Consider the following 16,570-nt stretch of genomic DNA (forward strand, 5'->3'; position numbering starts at 1 on the left):
CCCAGACCCCCGCTATCGGCCTTGCGGCCTCGTCCTCAAACGCCGGACGGGCTGAAATCAGCCCGTCCGGCGTTTGAGGAGCGGGGTCTGGGGCGGAGCCCCAGGGATGGGACGGGTAGGGGCGGCGGGGGCGAGGAAAACGACGAAGGAGCCCCCCGCACCACGGATGGCGGGAGGCCCCTTCGGGTGGTTCAGCGACCGGAGGTCAGGAGGCCTTGGCCTTCTCCTCGGTCTTCTTGGCAGCCGGAGCCGGCTCGGCCCGAACGGCCGACGCGGGGGCGGGCTTGGCAGCCTCGTAGAACTCCTCGCGAGGCGTCTCGATGGCACCGAGCGAAACAACCTCACGCTTGAGGAACATCGCGAGCGTCCAGTCCGCGAAGACCCGGATCTTGCGGTTCCACGTCGGCATCGCGAAGCCGTGGTAGCTGCGGTGCATGTACCAGGCGAGACGACCCTTGAGCTTGATCTTCATCTTGCCCATGACGATCATCGCGACGCCCTTGTGGAGGCCGAGACCGGCCACCGCGCCCTTGTTGGCGTGCGAGTACTCCTTCTGCGGGAAGCCCCGCATACCGGAGATCACGTTGTCACCGAGGACACGCGCCTGACGCAGTGCGTGCTGGGCGTTCGGCGGGCACCAGGCGTTCTCGACGCCGGCCTTGCGGGCGGCGACGTCCGGCACCTGGGCGTTGTCGCCGGCGGCCCAGATGTAGTCGCTGCCCTGGACCTGGAGGGTCGGCTGGGTGTCGACGTGACCGCGCGGGCCGAGCGGCAGACCGAAGCGGGACAGGACGGGGTTCGGCTTGACACCGGCCGTCCACACGATCGTGTTGGAGTCGACCTCGAGGCCGTTCTTCAGCACCACGTGGCCGTCGACGCAGGAGTCCATGGAGGTGGACAGGTACACCTCGACCCCACGGGACTCCAGGTGCTCCTTGCCGTACGCGCCGAGCTTGGGGCCGACCTCGGGGAGGATCTTGTCCGCGGCGTCGACGAGGATGAACCGCATGTCCTCACGGGACACGTTGGTGTAGTACTTGGCCGCGTCGCGGGCCATGTCCTCGACCTCGCCGATGGTCTCCGCGCCGGCGAAGCCACCGCCGACGAAGACGAAGGTGAGCGCCTTGCGCCGGACCTCGTCGTCGTTCGTGGAGTCCGCCTTGTCGAGCTGCTCAAGCACATGGTTGCGCAGGCCGATGGCCTCCTCGATGCCCTTCATGCCGATGCCCTGCTCGGCGAGGCCGGGGATCGGGAAGGTGCGGGAGACCGCGCCCATCGCGATGACGAGGTAGTCGAAAGGCAGTTCGTACGCCTCGCCGACCAGCGGGGCTATGTGTGCGACCTTGCGGTCCTGGTCGATGGTGGTGACCCGGCCGGTGAGAACTTCCGCCTTGGGCAGCACGCGTCGCAGCGGGACGACGACGTGCCGAGGCGAAATGCTGCCGGCGGCGGCTTCGGGGAGGAAGGGCTGGTAGGTCATGTACGACCGGGGGTCGACGACCGTGACGGTCGCCTCGCCGTAGCGCATCTTCTTGAGGATGCGCCGAGCTGCGTACAGGCCTACGTACCCACCGCCTACTACGAGGATCCTGGGACGCTCCGTGGTGCTCATGCCATCGAGTATCCACCCGCTCCAGGGGGGTAGCTCGTGCGCCCCTTCACAAGCTCCTGCAGCCCCTCTGCTACACTGCGCGGCCCACGTGCGTCAGGCCATGCCCCGACAGGGGAACCACCGCGCCTCACAGAGCGCTGTCAACACCGCGTGAGCTGCCACTTGGGGCCCGCGAACCGCCTGAACCAGCTGCCCGTCCCACCGCCTCCCGGCACCTCGAAAACGGCCCCGTACCCCCGTCGTTGAACCCCGTACGCCCCGCAGTCGGCCCGAGGACGCGAAAACCTTGCCTATCAGGCCCGATTTCCTTGTGAAGAACTTCACGAAGTTTCTCCGAGGGCCCTCACCGAGGGCCTTTTCAGGACCCCTCGGACGTGCTCATACGTTAGCGGAACAGCTCAAGCGAGGCTACCCATGGGTAGCTTAGGGGTCTACGCAACCGACCAGGCGATGCCGTCGAGGATGTCGTGCTCGCTCACGACGACCTCGCTCGCCCCGATCCGTTCCATGATCGAGAGCAGTACGAGCGCACCGGCACCGATCACGTCCACACGGCCCGGGTGCATCGCGGGGATGGCGGCGCGTTCCGCGTGCGTGGAGGCCAGGAGATGCTCGGTGATATCCCGGACCTTGTCGTACGGGACCCGGGAGTGGTGGATGGCGGCCGGGTCGTACTCGGAGAGGTTCTGCGCGATCGCCGACACCGTGGTGACGGATCCCGCGAGCCCGACCAACGTGTGTGCCTCGCGCAGGGGGACGGTCTCTTCGGCGAGGTCGAGGGCCGCGGCGATGTCGGCACGGATGGCCTCGATCTGGTCCGGTGTCGGCGGGTCCGCGATCGTCCCCTCGTGCATGAGGTGGCGCTCCGTCATCCGTACGCAGCCGATGTCGACCGAGCGTGCGGCGCGGACGTGGTCGTCGCCGACGACGAACTCGGTGGAGCCGCCACCGATGTCCACGACGAGGAAGGGCTTCGCGAGGTCGTCCCTGCCGGTCAGCTCCTTGGTCGCGCCCGTGAAGGAGAACTCGGCCTCCTGGTCGCCTGAGATGACCTCGGGCTCGACACCCAGGATGTCCAGGACACCGCGTACGAACTCGTCCCTGTTCTCGGCGTCTCGGGAGGCGGAGGTCGCCACGAAGCGGAGGCGTTCCGCGCCGTGCTCCTTGATGGCCGCCGCGTACTCACGGCAGGCGGTGAACGTCCGCTCCAAGGCCTCGGGGGCGAGGCGGCCGGTGCGGTCGACGCCCTGGCCGAGGCGGACGATCGTCATCCGCCGGTCCAGGTCGACGAGTTCGCCCGTCGCCGGGTCCGCGTCGGCGACGAGCAGCCGGATGGAGTTGGTGCCGCAGTCGATGGCAGCGACCCTGGTCATGACCTGTGCTCTCCTGTCGTGGTTCCGTTTCCTCGCCCCCGCCGCCCCTACCCGTCCCATCCCTGGGGCTCCGCCCCAGACCCCGCTCCTCAAACTCCCCCAGCTACCGCTGGGAGGTGCCCCCAGAGGGGCTGACATACCCAGCCCGTCCGGCGTTTGAGGACGAGGCCGTTCAGGCCGATACGGGGGTCTGGGGGCGGAGCCCCCAGGTACGGGATGATGGGGGTCCCCCCTGCTCGAGCGAAGCCGAGAGCTTGGGGGAGGGTAGGGGCGGCGGGGGCGACATCACTCCTCGGGCGGCAGCGTCACGCACGGACCCTTGCGCCACCACTCCGGCAGCATCGCGATCGCCTCGTCGCCCAGCGGGTTCACGCCCGGCCCCGCCGCCAGGGAGTGGGCCACCAGAACGTGCAGGCACTTCACCCGGTCCGGCATGCCGCCCGCGCTCGGGAAGCCGTCCAGAACCTCGATGGCATCGCGGCGCGCGATGTAGTCCTCGTGGGCGGCACGGTAGGCGGCGGCCAGAACAGGGTCCTCGGCCAGCCGATCCGTCATCTCCTTCATGACGCCGTTCGCCTCGAGCGTGCCGATCGCCGACGCCGCGCGCGGGCACGTCAGGTAGTACGTCGTCGGGAACGGCGTGCCGTCCGGCAGCCGCGGCGCCGTCTCGACCACGTCCGGCTGACCGCACGGGCACCGGTGCGCGATCGCACGCAGCCCGCGCGGCGGGCGCCCGAGCTGCTGCTTGAAGGCCTCGACGTCCGCGTCGGTGGGCTCGGTGCGCGGAGTGGAAGGAGGGGGCGTTTCCATGCCTTGGGTCTGTGTCTCTCTCATCGGTTCACTGGTCCGCGCTGTCGGCCTTGTCGACGCCGTACCAGAGATTGGAGTACCAGGGGCGGTCGGCCGCCGTCTGGTCCGTACGCGACTTCCTCGCCGCGTCGGGGTCGATCACGATGTAGCCGGTCTCCCCCGGCATCACATAGTGCAGCCGCTCCCGGATCCGCTGCTCGGCGTACTCGTCGTCCTGCCAGCGTGCCTTGAGGTCGCGCAGTTGCTCCACCCGTTCGCGGGCCTGCTCCCGCTCCTGCTGGAGGTCGGCGATCTCGGCGCGCTGGGAGACGTACTGCCGTGTCGGGTAGGCGAGGGCGACGACGAGGGAACAGAGGACGAGGACGAGCAGGGCGGCCCGGCCCGTCAGCCGGGAGCGGCGGGCCTGGCGCTTGGTCTGGGAGCGGTAGACACGGGCGGCCGTCTGCTCGCCGAGCAGCCGCAGCCTGGTCGCGGTGGAGAACCGGTCCCGGTCGCGGTCCTTCACGGCCATCCCAATGCCTCCCCTTCACGCACGTACGTCCCCGCACACGGTACGGGACCGAGTACGGGGACGTACGCCCGACGGGGCGGTGGCCCCTGCGTGCGGAGCTCAGCCCTCGCTGTGCTTACGGGTTCGCGGAGCGCTGTGCCTACTGGTTCGCGGAGCGCTGTGCCTACTGGTTCGCGGAGCGAAACCGCGGGAAGGCGCTGCGGCCGGCGTACACCGCCGCGTCGTCGAGGATCTCCTCGATGCGCAGCAGCTGGTTGTACTTGGCGACGCGCTCGGAGCGAGCGGGGGCGCCGGTCTTGATCTGGCCGCAGTTGGTGGCGACGGCCAGGTCCGCGATGGTGACGTCCTCGGTCTCGCCGGAGCGGTGGGACATCATGCACTTGAAGCCGTTGCGCTGGGCGAGCTCCACGGCGTCCAGGGTCTCGGTCAGCGAACCGATCTGGTTGACCTTGACGAGCAGGGCGTTGGCCGAGCCCTCCTCGATGCCACGGGCCAGGCGCTCCGGGTTGGTGACGAACAGGTCGTCGCCGACGAGCTGGACCTTGGAGCCGAGCTTGTCGGTGATGACCTTCCAGCCGGCCCAGTCGTCCTCGAACAGCGGGTCCTCGATGGAGACGAGCGGGTACGCCTCGACCAGCTCGGCGTAGTACTCGGTCATCTCGGCGGCGGAGCGCTCCTTGCCCTCGAAGAGGTAGGAGCCGTCCTTGTAGAACTCGGAGGCGGCGACGTCGAGCGCGAGGGCGATCTGCTCGCCGGGGGTGTAGCCGGCTTCCTTGATCGCCTCGAGGATGAGGTCGAGAGCCTCGCGGTTGGAGCCGAGGTTCGGGGCGAAGCCGCCCTCGTCGCCGAGGCCGGTGGCCAGACCGCGGGACTTCAGCACCTTCTTGAGGGTGTGGTAGACCTCGGCGCCCCAGCGCAGCGCCTCGGAGAAGGACTCCGCGCCGATCGGGGCGATCATGAACTCCTGGATGTCCACGTTCGAGTCGGCGTGCGAGCCGCCGTTCAGGATGTTCATCATCGGAACGGGCAGCAGGTGCGCGTTCGGGCCGCCCAGGTAGCGGAAGAGCGGGAGGTCGCTGGCCTCGGAGGCGGCGTGCGCGACGGCGAGGGAGACGCCGAGGATGGCGTTGGCGCCGAGCGAGCCCTTGTTGTCGGTGGCATCCAGGTCGATCATCGCCTGGTCGATCAGCCGCTGCTCGGTGGCGTCGTAGCCGACGAGCTCCGGGCCGAGCTGCTCGATGACGGCGAGGACGGCCTTCTCGACGCCCTTGCCGAGGTAGCGGCCGGCGTCTCCGTCGCGGAGTTCGACAGCTTCGAATGCGCCGGTGGAGGCGCCGGACGGGACGGCGGCACGCCCCGTGCTGCCGTCGTCGAGGCCGACCTCGACCTCGACCGTGGGATTGCCTCGGGAGTCCAGGATTTCCCGGGCTACGACGACGTCGATGGACGGCACGAGCATCTCCTTCTGGGATGTGACGCGGGTACACGGGCGCTCGGCCCGCATGCGCGGAGCCGCGGCGGTTCCGCGAGATGAGCCTAACCGGCTCCGGGAGATCGGCCAGCCGTCCGACCACCCCATGGACGGAACTGAGGGTACACATTGTTCCAGAACGGAACAAATGGGGGGAGAACAGAGAAAGAAAAGCCCCGCCACGGTGCATGCGGGGGAACACGCACCGGGGCGGGGAGAGCGGGAACGGAAGCGCTCCCGGGAGGACTCCTTCAGCTTGCGGGCCCCTCTTATGAGAGGGCTGTGAGCAAGCCGAGGTTCCACGAAGAGGTTTCCGCGTCGAGGCCGCGCCTCAGGGGCGCGGCGTCAACGTCAGCTGAGGTGCAGCTGCTGACCCGGGAAGATGAAGTTCTCGTCGTCGATGATGTCGTCGTTCAGCTCGAACACCTTCTTCCAGCCGCCCTTGACGTGGTGCTCCGAGGCGATCGCGCTGAGGGTGTCACCCTTCACGACCTTGTACTCGCCGTCGCCCTTCTTGACCTTCTTGCCGGTCGGGGTCTCGACGGTCTTGGGCGCGGAGCGCTCCTGGGAGCGGGAGGCCCGCTCCTCCTGGGCCGGCGCACTCTGCTGCTGGGTGCTCTCCTGCGCGGCACCGGAGCCCGAGGGGGACGCGCCGGACAGACCCTTGCCGCAGACCGGCCAGGCACCCTTGCCCTGGCTCGCGAGGACCTTCTCGGCGACCTGGATCTGCTGGGCCTTGGAGGCCTGGTCGGCGGTGGAGGCGTACTGCGTGCCGCCGTACGCGGCCCAGGTGGAGGACGAGAACTGCAGGCCGCCGTAGTAGCCGTTGCCGGTGTTGATGGACCAGTTGCCTCCCGACTCGCACTGGGCGACGGCGTCCCACTCGGAGGCGCTGGCGGCGGAGGCGGTGCCGGAGACCATCAGCGGAACGGCGATGGCGGCGCCGGTGACACCGGCGAGCGTGGCGATACGAGCGGTCTTGGTCGGGCGGCGGTGCTTGCCCGTGCCGGAATGCAGCATGGAGAGATCCCCTCACCGACGCCTGCGAGGTGAGCTGTCGGGTTCGGGCCGAGTGAGTTGCCCGGCCGCGCGACTTGCGCGCGGCTTAACCCCAAGCCATCTCCGGTCTCGGTGACCGGGGAGGGCGCTTACCTTGGGTCCCCCGCTCCTGCCTACGGCGCTTGACGCGACGACTGTTCCCGTACGGCCGTTGGCAGGATTCGGCGTGACGTCCGACGGGGCCCGCTGTGGCGAGCGATCACGACCGTAAACACGCGATCCGCCGAACTCCAAAGACGATCAGGGTCTTTGAGAGCCATGTCTCACTTTCATCAAACCGGACATTCGCCCCGAACTGCCGCTACTTTTCGCCTGATTCGACGGCTTGGGGAGCAGTTACTCGCTGCCGAGTTCAAGCCTTTGACCGGGGAGGATGAGGTCCGGGTCGGCGCCGACGGTTTGCTTGTTCTCGGCGTAGAGCTCGGGCCATCCACCCTCCATGTCAAAGGAGTCGGCGATGGCCCAGAGATTGTCTCCGGGGCGGACCACATACGTGCCGTCGACCGCCTCACGCGAGACGGTGCCGCCGCGCGAGGCGTGCCGGCCGGCGGAGTCGCCCGCACGCGAGGCCGCGGCGCCCTCTTCGGCACTGCCCCCGCGATGGCGACCGGTTTCGCCGCTTTTCGCCGTACCGGTGGACGTGCTGTCGCCGCTCGACGATTCGGAGTTGGCGCCGCTGCCGGAGTCCTGTGTCGCATCACTGGAGGACTCGGACGTATCGGACTTGTCGGACCCATCAGACGTGTCTGATGTATCGGACTTCGTGGAATCAGAGCCAGAGCCAGAACCCGAGTCCGAGTCCGAGGTCGAGTCCGAGGTCGAGTCCGAACCCGAATCGGTGGACGAAGAAGCGGAGTCGTCGGCCACACCCGTGTCGACATCGGCGGCGCCGGAGTCCTGCGTCAGACCCGCGACGAGCCCACAGGTCGCCCAGGCGCTCGCGCCCTTGTCCGCGACGACCTTCTCGGCGACGGCTATCTGCTGGGAGCGGCTGGCCTGGTCGGCGCTCGCGGCGTAGTCGAGGCCGCCGTACTGCTCCCAGGTCTCCTGGGTCATCTGGAGCCCGCCGTAACGGCCGTTGCCGGTGTCGGCGCTCCACGATCCGCCGCTCTCGCAGTCCGCGATCGCGTCCCAGGTCGTACCGCTGGCAGCGCTGGCGCCGGTCGCGCCGAGCAGGGGGATCGCGATGGCCGAACCGGTCACTCCGGCTGCGACGAAGAGAGCCGGGGCCTGACGGGGGCGACGGTGACGACCGTTCCCGGAGAGCATGCGGTTGCCTTTCGCGTGACGGCAGGGATTAGAGCGACGGGTGAGGTCTGCACTGAGCCGTGAACCTATCCGCAGTCGAACGCTTGTCACAAGTAGATGCAGAGCAGATCACGTGAAGATCACAGAGCTGACGTTTTATCAGCTCGGAGCTGGGGTGAAGCTCACCGGCAATGTGCGCAGCCCACGCATGATGAGCCCTCCCCGCCACCGCAAATCGGTGGAATCGACGGCGAGTTGCAGGTCAGGGAGACGGGTGAGGAGCGTCGCGAGCGCGGTCCTGCCCTCCAGACGGGCCAGGGGCGCACCGAGGCAGTAGTGGATGCCGTGCCCGTAGCCGAGGTGCTGGTTGTCGCGTCTGCCGAGGTCAAGGGTGTCGGGGGCGTCGAACCGCCCGGGGTCGCGGTCGGCGGCGGCGAGTACGACGAGTACCGGATCGCCGACCTCGATGCGCTGCCCGCCGATGGTGACCGCCTCCGTCGCGAACCGCCATGTGGCCAGCTCGACCGGCCCGTCGTACCGGAGCAGTTCCTCGACGCCGGTCGCGAGGAGGTCCGTGTCGCCGACCGCCAGGGACTGCTGGAGCCGCTGCCGCTGCTCGGGATGGGTGAGGAGCGCGTATGTGCCGTTTCCGACGAGATTGACGGTGGTCTCGAACCCCGCGAACAGGAGGATGAACGCCATCGCCGCGGCCTCGTTCTCGCTCAGGTGCTCGCCGTGGTCGGAGGCGCGGATGAGACCGGAGATGAGGTCCTCGCCGGGGGTTGGCTCCTCGGGGAGCGCCGCGCGCTTGCGGTGGATGAGCTCGGCGAGATAGCCGCGCATCTTCTTCACGGACCGCGCGACCCCGCCCCGCGGCCCTCCCCCGTGCCGGATCATCATCCCCGCCCAGTCGCGGAAGTCGTCCTGGTCCTCGCGCGGGACGCCGAGCAGATCGCAGATGGCGTAGATGGGGAGGGGAAAGGCGAACTCGTGGATGAGGTCGGCGCTGCCCTTGTGCGCGAACTGGTCGATGAGGTGATCGGCCAACTCCTGTACGCGCGGGGCGAATGCGGCCACGCGGCGTGGTGTGAACGCCTGGGCCACGAGCCGCCGAAGCCTCGTGTGATCCGGCGGATCGATATTGAGCAGATGAGTCATCAGCTCGGCCTTGCGCTCGCCGGGGATGCCGGTCTTGCCCTTGGCGTGTGCGGGTTCGTCGTGGTGTGCGGGGTTCTTGGAGAGGCGGGCGTCGGCGAGGGCCTGCTTGGCGTCGGCGTACCGGGTGACCAGCCAGGCCTCCACTCCGCTCGGCAGTTTGGTCCGGTGCACGGGGGCGTGCTCGCGCAGCCAGGCGTACGCCGGGTAGGGGTTGGTGGCGAACTCCCAGGTGAAGAGTTCGGGGGGCGTGCTGCCGACGGAGGTCCGGGCTGGCTTTTCGGTCACTCCTTGACGGTATCGGGAGGGTCGACGTGAGGCTGATCTGCGGTGTCAGGACCGGTGTGAGGGCCGGTGTGAGGCCGGTCTCAGGACTCCGTTTCCCGTATCGCGTCCCGATACGCCCGCGCCGCCGCCCGTAGCGCTGCCTCCGGGTCCACGCCCTCCGCCTCGGCGCGCACGGCCATCGCGAGCAGTTCGTAACCGACGCCCTCTCCCGGCGGCAGGGGGACCTCAAGTCCCGCCGTGCGCACGCGGGACGCGAGCTTCGCGGCGAGCGCCAGGCCCGGCTGGCCGAGCGGGATGCCCTCCGTCACAGAGGTCCGCTGCTTCTCGACGGCCTTGGTGCGCAACCAGTGCTCCTTGACCTCCTCGGGCGTCTCGGCGGTCTCGTCGCCGAAGACGTGCGGATGGCGGTGGATGAGCTTGGTGACGATGCCGCCCGCCACGTCGTCGATGGAGAACGGCTCCGCGCCGTCCTCCGGGCGTCCTTCCTCCGCGATCCGCGCATGGAAGACGACCTGGAGCAGGACGTCCCCGAGCTCCTCGCACAGCTCGTGCCGGTCGCCCTCCTCGATCGCCTCGACGAGTTCGTACGCCTCCTCGATGCCGTACTTCGCGAGGCCCTGGTGGGTCTGCTGGGACGACCAGGGGCACTCGGCGCGGATGCGGTCCATGACCTGGACGAGGTCGAGGAGCCGGGCGCCGGGGAGGTCGTACGACGCGGGGAGCAGTTCGAGGTCGGGCATCTGCACGCGCCCGGAGCCGGCCATGCGGGCCAGTCCGTCCGTCAGGTGCGGCTCGCCCTCGCCCGTGGCGACCACCGTCACCGTGCGCCCGCCGGCGCAGGCGTCGACGAGCTCCTCGGCGGTCGGCGCGGCCTCGTCGACCTTGACGCCCGCCTCGCGCAGATACGGCAGCTGGGGGTGTGCGCCGTCCGCGCACAGCACGCGGTCGGCGCCGTGCAGCGCCTGCCAGGCGGGCCAGGACAGGAGTCCGGGCGCGACACGGTGGCTGGTGGTGAGCAGGACGATGCGCCCAGGGTCGGATGCGTTCACACACCGAACGTAACCCACGCCACTGACAACAAGGTCACCCGTCCACAGCGGGCTCAGCCGTCCATGGTGAGCTCACCTGTCCACAGCGGGCCCCGCGGCGGCTACGCCGTCCCCTGGCTCCCCGCCTGCGTGACCTCGCGCAGCCACGGCAGCTTCGCGTCGACGCGGCTGCTCTTCTGTACGTCCCAGGTGCCGTAGCGCGGGTTCAGGTCGACGTCGAGTTTCTTGGAGGCGTCGGACAGGGCCTTCCAGAACGCGGGCTGGCTGGTGTCGGTGCCGAGCCCGGTGGCCAGTTTCTGGGCCTCGATCTGGACGCGGAGGTTGTCCTCGAGCCGCTCGGGCGCCACGCCGTACTGCTGCAACCATGCCGTCTCCAGCGCCTTCGCGCCGCCCGCCTGCTGCTCAAGGCTCGAGCGCAGGCGCAGGACCTCGTTGCGGGAGACGGTCACGCCCGCGTCCCGGGCGGCGCGGTGCAGCACCTGGTCCAGGACCATGCCGTGCAGGGTGTCGCGGGTGAGGCCGCCGGACTTGGCGATGGCCTGCTCGTACTGGGTGTCGTTCGTGATGGCGGCCCGCTGCGCGGTGCGCACCTCGCTCACCCGGTTCTCCAGCTGGGACACCGTGATCCGTTCGCCGCCGACGACGGCCGCGGCACCGGGATGCGCGTCGTTTCCGCAGGCGGTGAGGAGGGGAGCCGCGGTGGCGAGCGCGGCGGAGAGGAGGAGCGCGGTGCGACGGCGGCGGTGCAAGGAGAACCTCCTGTAGGAGCTTGTGCGACGGTGCACAAAGTCTTGCGGTGATCGATGGTAAGCAGTGACCCGGCTCTCGGCCACCCATTCGGCCAACGATTTGTGGCAAGGCAAGGTACCGACTGCCTACCCGCGCACCTGCCCCAGCCACTGCAGCGTCCGCCGGACCTCCGCAACCAATGGATGTCCCGGCCCCCGCAGCCGCTCCACGTCGAGCAGCAGCCGGGCCAGCGTGTCGTGCGCGGCACCGCGGTCGCCGAGGGCGAGCAGGAGGTGGCCGATGCGGCGGCGCACGTCGTAGGCGAGCTCGGGATCGCCGGCCACGTACTGGTTCTCGTAGTACGGCAGCAGCGCCCGGTACTCCGCGAGCGCGGCCGCGGGTTCGCCGAGCTGTTCGAGGCACTGGGCGGCTTCGTAGCGGAAGCGCAGTGACTGCGGGTCGGCCTGGCCGGCCTCGGCGGCGCGCTCGTCGGCGAGGCGGCGCAGCTCGGGCAGGGCGCGGCGGTACTGGCCGTCGTCCATCAGCGTGGCCGCGTACTGCTTGCGCAGCGTGCGCACGACGGGCGAGTGCTCGCCGTGCTGCTCCGCCGCGGCCGGGAGGATCGAGCCGAGGATGTCGACGGCCTGCGTGATGCGGCCCTCGCCGAGAAGGCGCTTGACCTCGTCGACCGCGCCCGCGACATCGGGCCTGTTGTCCACGGCCTGTGCCGACGGCTGCGGCGCGGGCGTACGGGCCCGGTCGGGCCAGGGGGCGTGCGGGCGCAGGAACGGGCGTGTCGGGTCGAGCGGTCCGCCGGTCGGGGCCCCGCGCGCGGGGAGCAGCGGAAGCAGTTGCTCGTACGTCTCCTGCGCGGAGGCCGGGCGGTGCTGCGGGTCCTTGGAGAGCAGGCGCAGAACGAGCGCTTCGAGCGGCTCGGGGACCTCGGCGCGCAGGCGGCGGACCGGCAGGGGCGGCTCGTAGAGGTGCCGGTGCAGTACGCCGAGTGCGGTGGAACCCGAGAACGGCACGTCTCCGCTGAGGAGTTCGTGCAACAGCACGCCGAGCGCGTACAGGTCCGTGTACGGGCCGACCGCGCCGCCCATCGCCTGCTCGGGGGCCATGTAGGCGGGCGAGCCGATGGGCGAACCCGTGTGCGTGAGGCGGGTGGTGTCCGTGTCCATGACCGAGGCGACGCCGAGGTCGAGGACGGTGACCGTGCCGTCCTGCTTGACCATCACGTTCCGCGGTTTGAGGTCGCGGTGCACGATCGGGACGGCGTGCACCGCGGACAGGACGGCGCACAGCTGGGCGGCGACCGCGACGGCCCACTGCCAGGGGTACGGCGTGTGTTCGGCAAGGTGGTCGGAGAGGTCGGCCCCGTCGACGTACTGCATGACGAGGAACAGTTCCTCGCCCTCGGTGCCCGCGTCGTGGACGGTGACCAGGCCGGGGTGGTCGACCTGGGCGGTGACGCGGCACTCGCGCACGAAACGGCGACGCAGCTCGTCGGCCTCCTGGCCCGCGACCTTGTCGGGGCGCAGCAGCTTGACGGCCACGCGCCGGTCCAGCCGCTGGTCGTACGCCGTCCAGACCTGGCCCATGCCGCCCTGGCCGATGAGTGTGGACAGTTCGTAGCGGCCGGTGATCACACGTCCCGACGCCACGGTCACCTGCCGTCCTCGTGCTTGCGCAGATAGTCACTCAGCTCGTCGAGCTCGGCGCGCACCTGGTCGATCCGGGCGGGCGCGGGACGCTGCGGCTGCCCCTGCGGGGGCGGCGGGACGGGTGTCTGGGGCATGGCGTTGTGCTGCGGGGTGAAGGTGGCCGCGTACGGCTGCGGGGCCGGGGTCTGCGGGGTCGGCGTCTGCGGGGTCCCGGGGGCCGGGGTCTGCGGGTAGCCGTAGCCGGCGGGCGGCTGCTGGGGCGGCATGTAGCCATGGAACATGGGCTGCTGGAAGTGGCGGATGTCCACGATCAGGAAATAGCCCGCGCAGGCGGCCGCGTTCAGCAGCAGGATGATCATGCCCGCGTTGCCGCCCGGGCTGCTGAAGTCGTCGGTGTCGTCGGTACTCAGGAACGCGAAGCTGACGCCCATGATCACGAGCGATGCCGCGAAGGCCCACCAGTCGCGCCTCAGGCGGGTCGCGATGGCGGCCCGCAGAGGCGCGGTCCAGGCGAGGAACCCGATGCTCAGCAGGGGCAGTGCCACAAAGATCACACGCAACAGCACCAGCACCGTGGTCGAGGGTCGACGCGGCGGTGGCGGCGTGTAGCCGTGGCCGTGCATGGCTGCTCCTGGAGACCTGACGAAAACGGACGAAGGCAAAGCGGACGAACGAGTGTGGAGTCGAGCGTATAGGCCGTCAAGGACAACCGGTCATGGTTGTGCCGAACCGTTGTCACACTGATCTGTCCCGCCGTCACCGCGGCCGTCAGTCGGGCGTGACCGTCCCGTCCGTCAGGCCGTCGTACAGGCCACGCACCAACTGCCCGCCGAGGCGGCCCGCGTGCCGCAGCGCCTCCTCGAACTCGGCGAGGGCGCGGAACCGTTCGCCGTAACGGCGCTGCTGTGCCAGCGGCAGCCGCGGCAGCTGGAGGCGGCGCACGTCGAGCCTGGTGGCCGTGGACGCGTAGCTGCTGGCCTGGCGGTTGTTGGCGGTGCCGCGCAGGAAACCGGCGAGGAACCACGGGTCCAGCGCGGCCGGGTCGGGGCGCAGCAGCGCGAGGTTGCGGCCGAGGGCGGCGCCGGCGGTCGCCTCGTCCACCACGCGCGCGACGGCGCCGCCGCCGAGCACGGGGACGACGACGTCGCCGGTCTCGGTGAGGACGGGTTCCTCGTCGCTTTCGGGGAGCGTTCCGGACGGTGCGGTTCCGGCGAGGACGTCGTGGTCGGTGAGGACGGGCACGCGCGCGTGACCGCCGTTTCCGCCGGTACGCAGCAACAGCGCGCCCCCGCGCGCGAGTTCACCGATCGTGGTGAGGGGCCAGCGGGTGGGCTGCCGCGGGTCGGCAGGGGCACCTCCCGGCTCGTGCGCGGTCGACAGCGTGGGGGAAGGCGGGATGAGGTCGGCGGTCAGGCGGAGTGTCTCGCCCAGGCGGTCGCGCACATCATCGAGCTGCTCGGCTCCGCCGCCCGCCGCGGCCGGCAGGAGATGGCGGGCAGGGGCCAGGTCCACGTCGTCGTCGAGGAGTTCGATGACGGGCACCGGACGGCTGGGGCCCGGCCGCTCCTGTGCGGTGCCGCCGCGAGTGAAGCCACGGTCGAAGGGACGCCAGGCGTCGAGGACCGCGGTGCGCACGACCTGCCAGTCGAAACCGCCGCGGCCGCCGTCGGCCACGAGCTCACCGGTGTCGGCGAGCAGCACCTCGGGCTGCGCGGGATGGGCGTGCGGCGCGGGCTTGCGCAGCACCCACAGGTGCAGCGGGATGTTGTACGGGGGTGCCGCACCGACCGGCAGGGCGATCACGGCGCGCAGGGCGCCGCGGCGCAGCAGGTCGGCGCGGATGCGGCGGCCGGAGCGGCGGGAGGCGACGGCGGGCGGCATCAGAAGAACGGCGGTGCCGCCCTCCCTAAGGCGCGCCAGGGCGTGCTGCACCCAGGCCAGTTCGGACTCCGTACGGGCCGGGAAGCCGTACTCCCAGCGGGCGTCGTAGGCGAGTTCGTCATGGCCCCAGTTGCGCTCGTTGAAGGGCGGGTGGCAGAGGACGGCGTCGGCCCTGAGGCTGTCGTACGCGTCGGCGCGGAGGGTGTCGGCGGCCGCGGTGCGCACGGTGGCCTTCGCCTGGAGGGCGAGGCGCAGCGCGGTCAGGGCCGCGAGTTCGGGGGCGCTGTCCTGGCCGTAGAGCTGCTGGTCCTTGGTGGGAGTGACGGCGCGCAGCAGGGCGCCGGTGCCGCACGCCGGGTCGAGGACGCTGTGGGCCGGGCCGGCCAGGTCGGCCATCAGATCGGCGAGGCCGGCCGGGGTGAGCGTGTACTGGCGCGGGTTGGCGTCGAGGTGCCGGCCGAGCAGGAACTCGTACGTCTGGCGTGCGCCCAGCTCGGCAGCGAGGTCGGCGGTGCCGCGCAACAGCGGGGCGGACGGGAGCAGTTGGGCGGGGGTCGGGGTGTCCACGGCCCGTTTGCGGATCACTCCGAAGCGCGGGTCGAGGACCTGGTCGAGGGAGGCGGGCAGCAGTTCGGCGAGGCGCTCGTCGGAGCCGGCGCTCAACTCCAGCCAGACCGTGGGCCGGTCGTGGATGAGCAGGAGCGCGCAGCCGGCGTGGACCAGGGCGGGGACCGGGCCCTCCGGGTGCCCGGCGAGCTGCTGCCACACGCGCTCACGCAGCGGGACCTCGGCCAGCTTGCCCTGGGCGCGCAGCCAGTCCTCGACCTCGGCGAGCGCGAAGGACGGGCTGGTCTCGGTGCCGCCGACCGGTTTGGGGAAGTCGGCGTGACGGCGGCGCCAGTTGCTGACGGCGGCGCGGCCGACGCCGGCCAGCCGGGCGATTCCGGCCGCGGTCACCTCTGTCCCGTTGTCCTGCACCCGCCCGGCTCCCCTCGTCCTGGTGTGTGGCGTCGAGCATACCGACGAACGCAAGATCTACCCATTCACGCCCGTGTACACAAGCATCTCCATCACTAGTGTTGACTCGGTTCACAAGCTCTGCTCTTATTGACACATCGAACGACGGACCGCCGGGACACGGCGGCGAGCACAGGTCGTTCCGTGTCATTGGTGTCTTGGGGACTTGGGGAGAGGACGCAGTCATGGGGATGAAGGCCAAGGTGGGGCTGGGCGCGGTGGTCGGCATCGTCGTCCTGGGCGTGGTGTCGGCGAACGCCGGGAACGACGCGGGCGACGGAGACGGCGGCGGCACGGCCTCCGCCGACAAGCGCTCCTCGGCGAGCTCCGACGCGGGCTCAGGGTCGGCGAAGACCGTCGAGGACAAGGGCTCCGGAGACAAGGGCGCCGCGGACAAAGGCACCGAGAAGGCCTCCCAGGCCGACCAGTTCAAGGCCTTTGTGAACAAGAACGGGACGGCGAAGGAGAAGGACGCCGTCTCGCACGTCACCAAGGTCCAGGGCGCGGACGAGCAGAACGACATCCTCGACGCCGCCGATGTCTACACCGACTTCACCGGCGGCCTGCTGGGCAAGGGCACCGGCCCCGCCAAGCTCATCGCCTCCGCCTTCGCCGACTGGAAGCACAGCGAGAACGGCCTCGTCACGGTCTACGACGCCGACGGCGAAATGCTCGGCAACGGCAACTTCTGATCCACCGAACC

At 70.3% G+C, this 16,570-nt stretch carries 14 protein-coding genes and 1 riboswitch; of the genes, 1 reads left to right on the plus strand and 13 read right to left on the minus strand.

Going from position 1 to position 16,570, the window contains the following annotated elements; translation table 11 throughout:
* Positions 1–205: 205 nt before the first annotated feature.
* The 13 genes from FE633_RS41850 to FE633_RS41910 all read right to left on the minus strand — a co-directional run bounded on the left by FE633_RS41850 (position 206) and on the right by FE633_RS41910 (position 15,828).
* Complete coding sequence (locus tag FE633_RS41850) at positions 206–1,612, minus strand: NAD(P)/FAD-dependent oxidoreductase (protein ID WP_138050407.1); 1,407 nt, start codon at positions 1,610–1,612, stop codon at positions 206–208.
* A 431-nt stretch (positions 1,613–2,043) separates the two neighbouring features.
* A complete protein-coding gene (locus FE633_RS47945; protein ID WP_138050408.1) occupies positions 2,044–2,985 on the minus strand; it encodes a Ppx/GppA phosphatase family protein in 942 nt (313 codons plus the stop codon).
* Between the two features lie 285 nt (positions 2,986–3,270).
* On the minus strand, positions 3,271–3,795 hold the full coding sequence (locus tag FE633_RS47950; protein WP_138050409.1) for a DUF501 domain-containing protein: 525 nt from the start codon (positions 3,793–3,795) through the stop codon (positions 3,271–3,273).
* A gap of 28 nt (positions 3,796–3,823) precedes the next feature.
* Positions 3,824–4,306, minus strand: coding sequence for an FtsB family cell division protein (locus FE633_RS41865; protein ID WP_138050410.1), 483 nt, complete (start codon positions 4,304–4,306; stop codon positions 3,824–3,826).
* Positions 4,307–4,469: 163 nt separating this feature from the next.
* Positions 4,470–5,759 carry a phosphopyruvate hydratase gene (gene eno, locus FE633_RS41870; protein ID WP_119105138.1) on the minus strand — a complete coding sequence of 430 codons (1,290 nt, stop codon included), beginning with the start codon at positions 5,757–5,759 and terminating at the stop codon, positions 4,470–4,472.
* A gap of 369 nt (positions 5,760–6,128) precedes the next feature.
* On the minus strand, positions 6,129–6,797 hold the full coding sequence (locus FE633_RS41875) for a transglycosylase family protein (RefSeq protein WP_138050411.1): 669 nt from the start codon (positions 6,795–6,797) through the stop codon (positions 6,129–6,131).
* A gap of 4 nt (positions 6,798–6,801) precedes the next feature.
* Positions 6,802–6,967, minus strand: a riboswitch (cyclic di-AMP (ydaO/yuaA leader).
* A 205-nt stretch (positions 6,968–7,172) separates the two neighbouring features.
* Positions 7,173–8,105: a LysM peptidoglycan-binding domain-containing protein gene (locus tag FE633_RS41880; protein ID WP_138050412.1), complete on the minus strand. Its 933-nt coding sequence runs from the start codon at positions 8,103–8,105 to the stop codon at positions 7,173–7,175.
* Between the two features lie 138 nt (positions 8,106–8,243).
* The gene (locus FE633_RS41885; protein WP_138050413.1) at positions 8,244–9,527 is read right to left on the minus strand and encodes a cytochrome P450 family protein; all 1,284 of its coding nucleotides are present in this window, start codon (positions 9,525–9,527) and stop codon (positions 8,244–8,246) included.
* A gap of 80 nt (positions 9,528–9,607) precedes the next feature.
* Positions 9,608–10,594, minus strand: coding sequence for a nucleoside triphosphate pyrophosphohydrolase (locus tag FE633_RS41890; RefSeq protein WP_171060344.1), 987 nt, complete (start codon positions 10,592–10,594; stop codon positions 9,608–9,610).
* Between the two features lie 83 nt (positions 10,595–10,677).
* A complete protein-coding gene (locus FE633_RS41895; RefSeq protein WP_138050415.1) occupies positions 10,678–11,325 on the minus strand; it encodes a SurA N-terminal domain-containing protein in 648 nt (215 codons plus the stop codon).
* Between the two features lie 126 nt (positions 11,326–11,451).
* Positions 11,452–12,933, minus strand: coding sequence for a serine/threonine-protein kinase (locus tag FE633_RS41900; protein WP_281291338.1), 1,482 nt, complete (start codon positions 12,931–12,933; stop codon positions 11,452–11,454).
* Positions 12,934–12,971: 38 nt separating this feature from the next.
* Entirely contained in the window at positions 12,972–13,592 is a 621-nt protein-coding gene (locus FE633_RS41905; RefSeq protein ID WP_138050417.1) for a hypothetical protein, read from the minus strand.
* Positions 13,593–13,737: 145 nt separating this feature from the next.
* Entirely contained in the window at positions 13,738–15,828 is a 2,091-nt protein-coding gene (locus FE633_RS41910) for an N-6 DNA methylase (protein WP_138050418.1), read from the minus strand.
* 224 nt (positions 15,829–16,052) lie between these two features.
* Between FE633_RS41910 and FE633_RS41915 the strand changes: the two genes are divergently transcribed.
* Entirely contained in the window at positions 16,053–16,559 is a 507-nt protein-coding gene (locus tag FE633_RS41915) for a hypothetical protein (RefSeq protein ID WP_138050419.1), read from the plus strand.
* The last annotated feature ends 11 nt before the right edge of the window (positions 16,560–16,570 follow it).

This window comes from Streptomyces montanus (assembly GCF_005786655.1).
GTDB lineage: Bacteria > Actinomycetota > Actinomycetes > Streptomycetales > Streptomycetaceae > Streptomyces > Streptomyces sporangiiformans.

Bases quoted from the DNA above. Each gene is read 5' to 3' on its own strand.
- FE633_RS47950 (WP_138050409.1), bottom strand. From the start codon at position 3,795: ATGGAAACGCCCCCTCCTTCCACTCCGCGCACCGAGCCCACCGACGCG.
- FE633_RS41905 (WP_138050417.1), bottom strand. From the start codon at position 13,592: ATGCACGGCCACGGCTACACGCCGCCACCGCCGCGTCGACCCTCGACC.
- FE633_RS41915 (WP_138050419.1), top strand. From the start codon at position 16,053: ATGGGGATGAAGGCCAAGGTGGGGCTGGGCGCGGTGGTCGGCATCGTC.
- FE633_RS41875 (WP_138050411.1), bottom strand. From the start codon at position 6,797: ATGCTGCATTCCGGCACGGGCAAGCACCGCCGCCCGACCAAGACCGCT.
- FE633_RS41850 (WP_138050407.1), bottom strand. From the start codon at position 1,612: ATGAGCACCACGGAGCGTCCCAGGATCCTCGTAGTAGGCGGTGGGTAC.
- FE633_RS41880 (WP_138050412.1), bottom strand. From the start codon at position 8,105: ATGCTCTCCGGGAACGGTCGTCACCGTCGCCCCCGTCAGGCCCCGGCT.
- FE633_RS47945 (WP_138050408.1), bottom strand. From the start codon at position 2,985: ATGACCAGGGTCGCTGCCATCGACTGCGGCACCAACTCCATCCGGCTG.
- FE633_RS41865 (WP_138050410.1), bottom strand. From the start codon at position 4,306: ATGGCCGTGAAGGACCGCGACCGGGACCGGTTCTCCACCGCGACCAGG.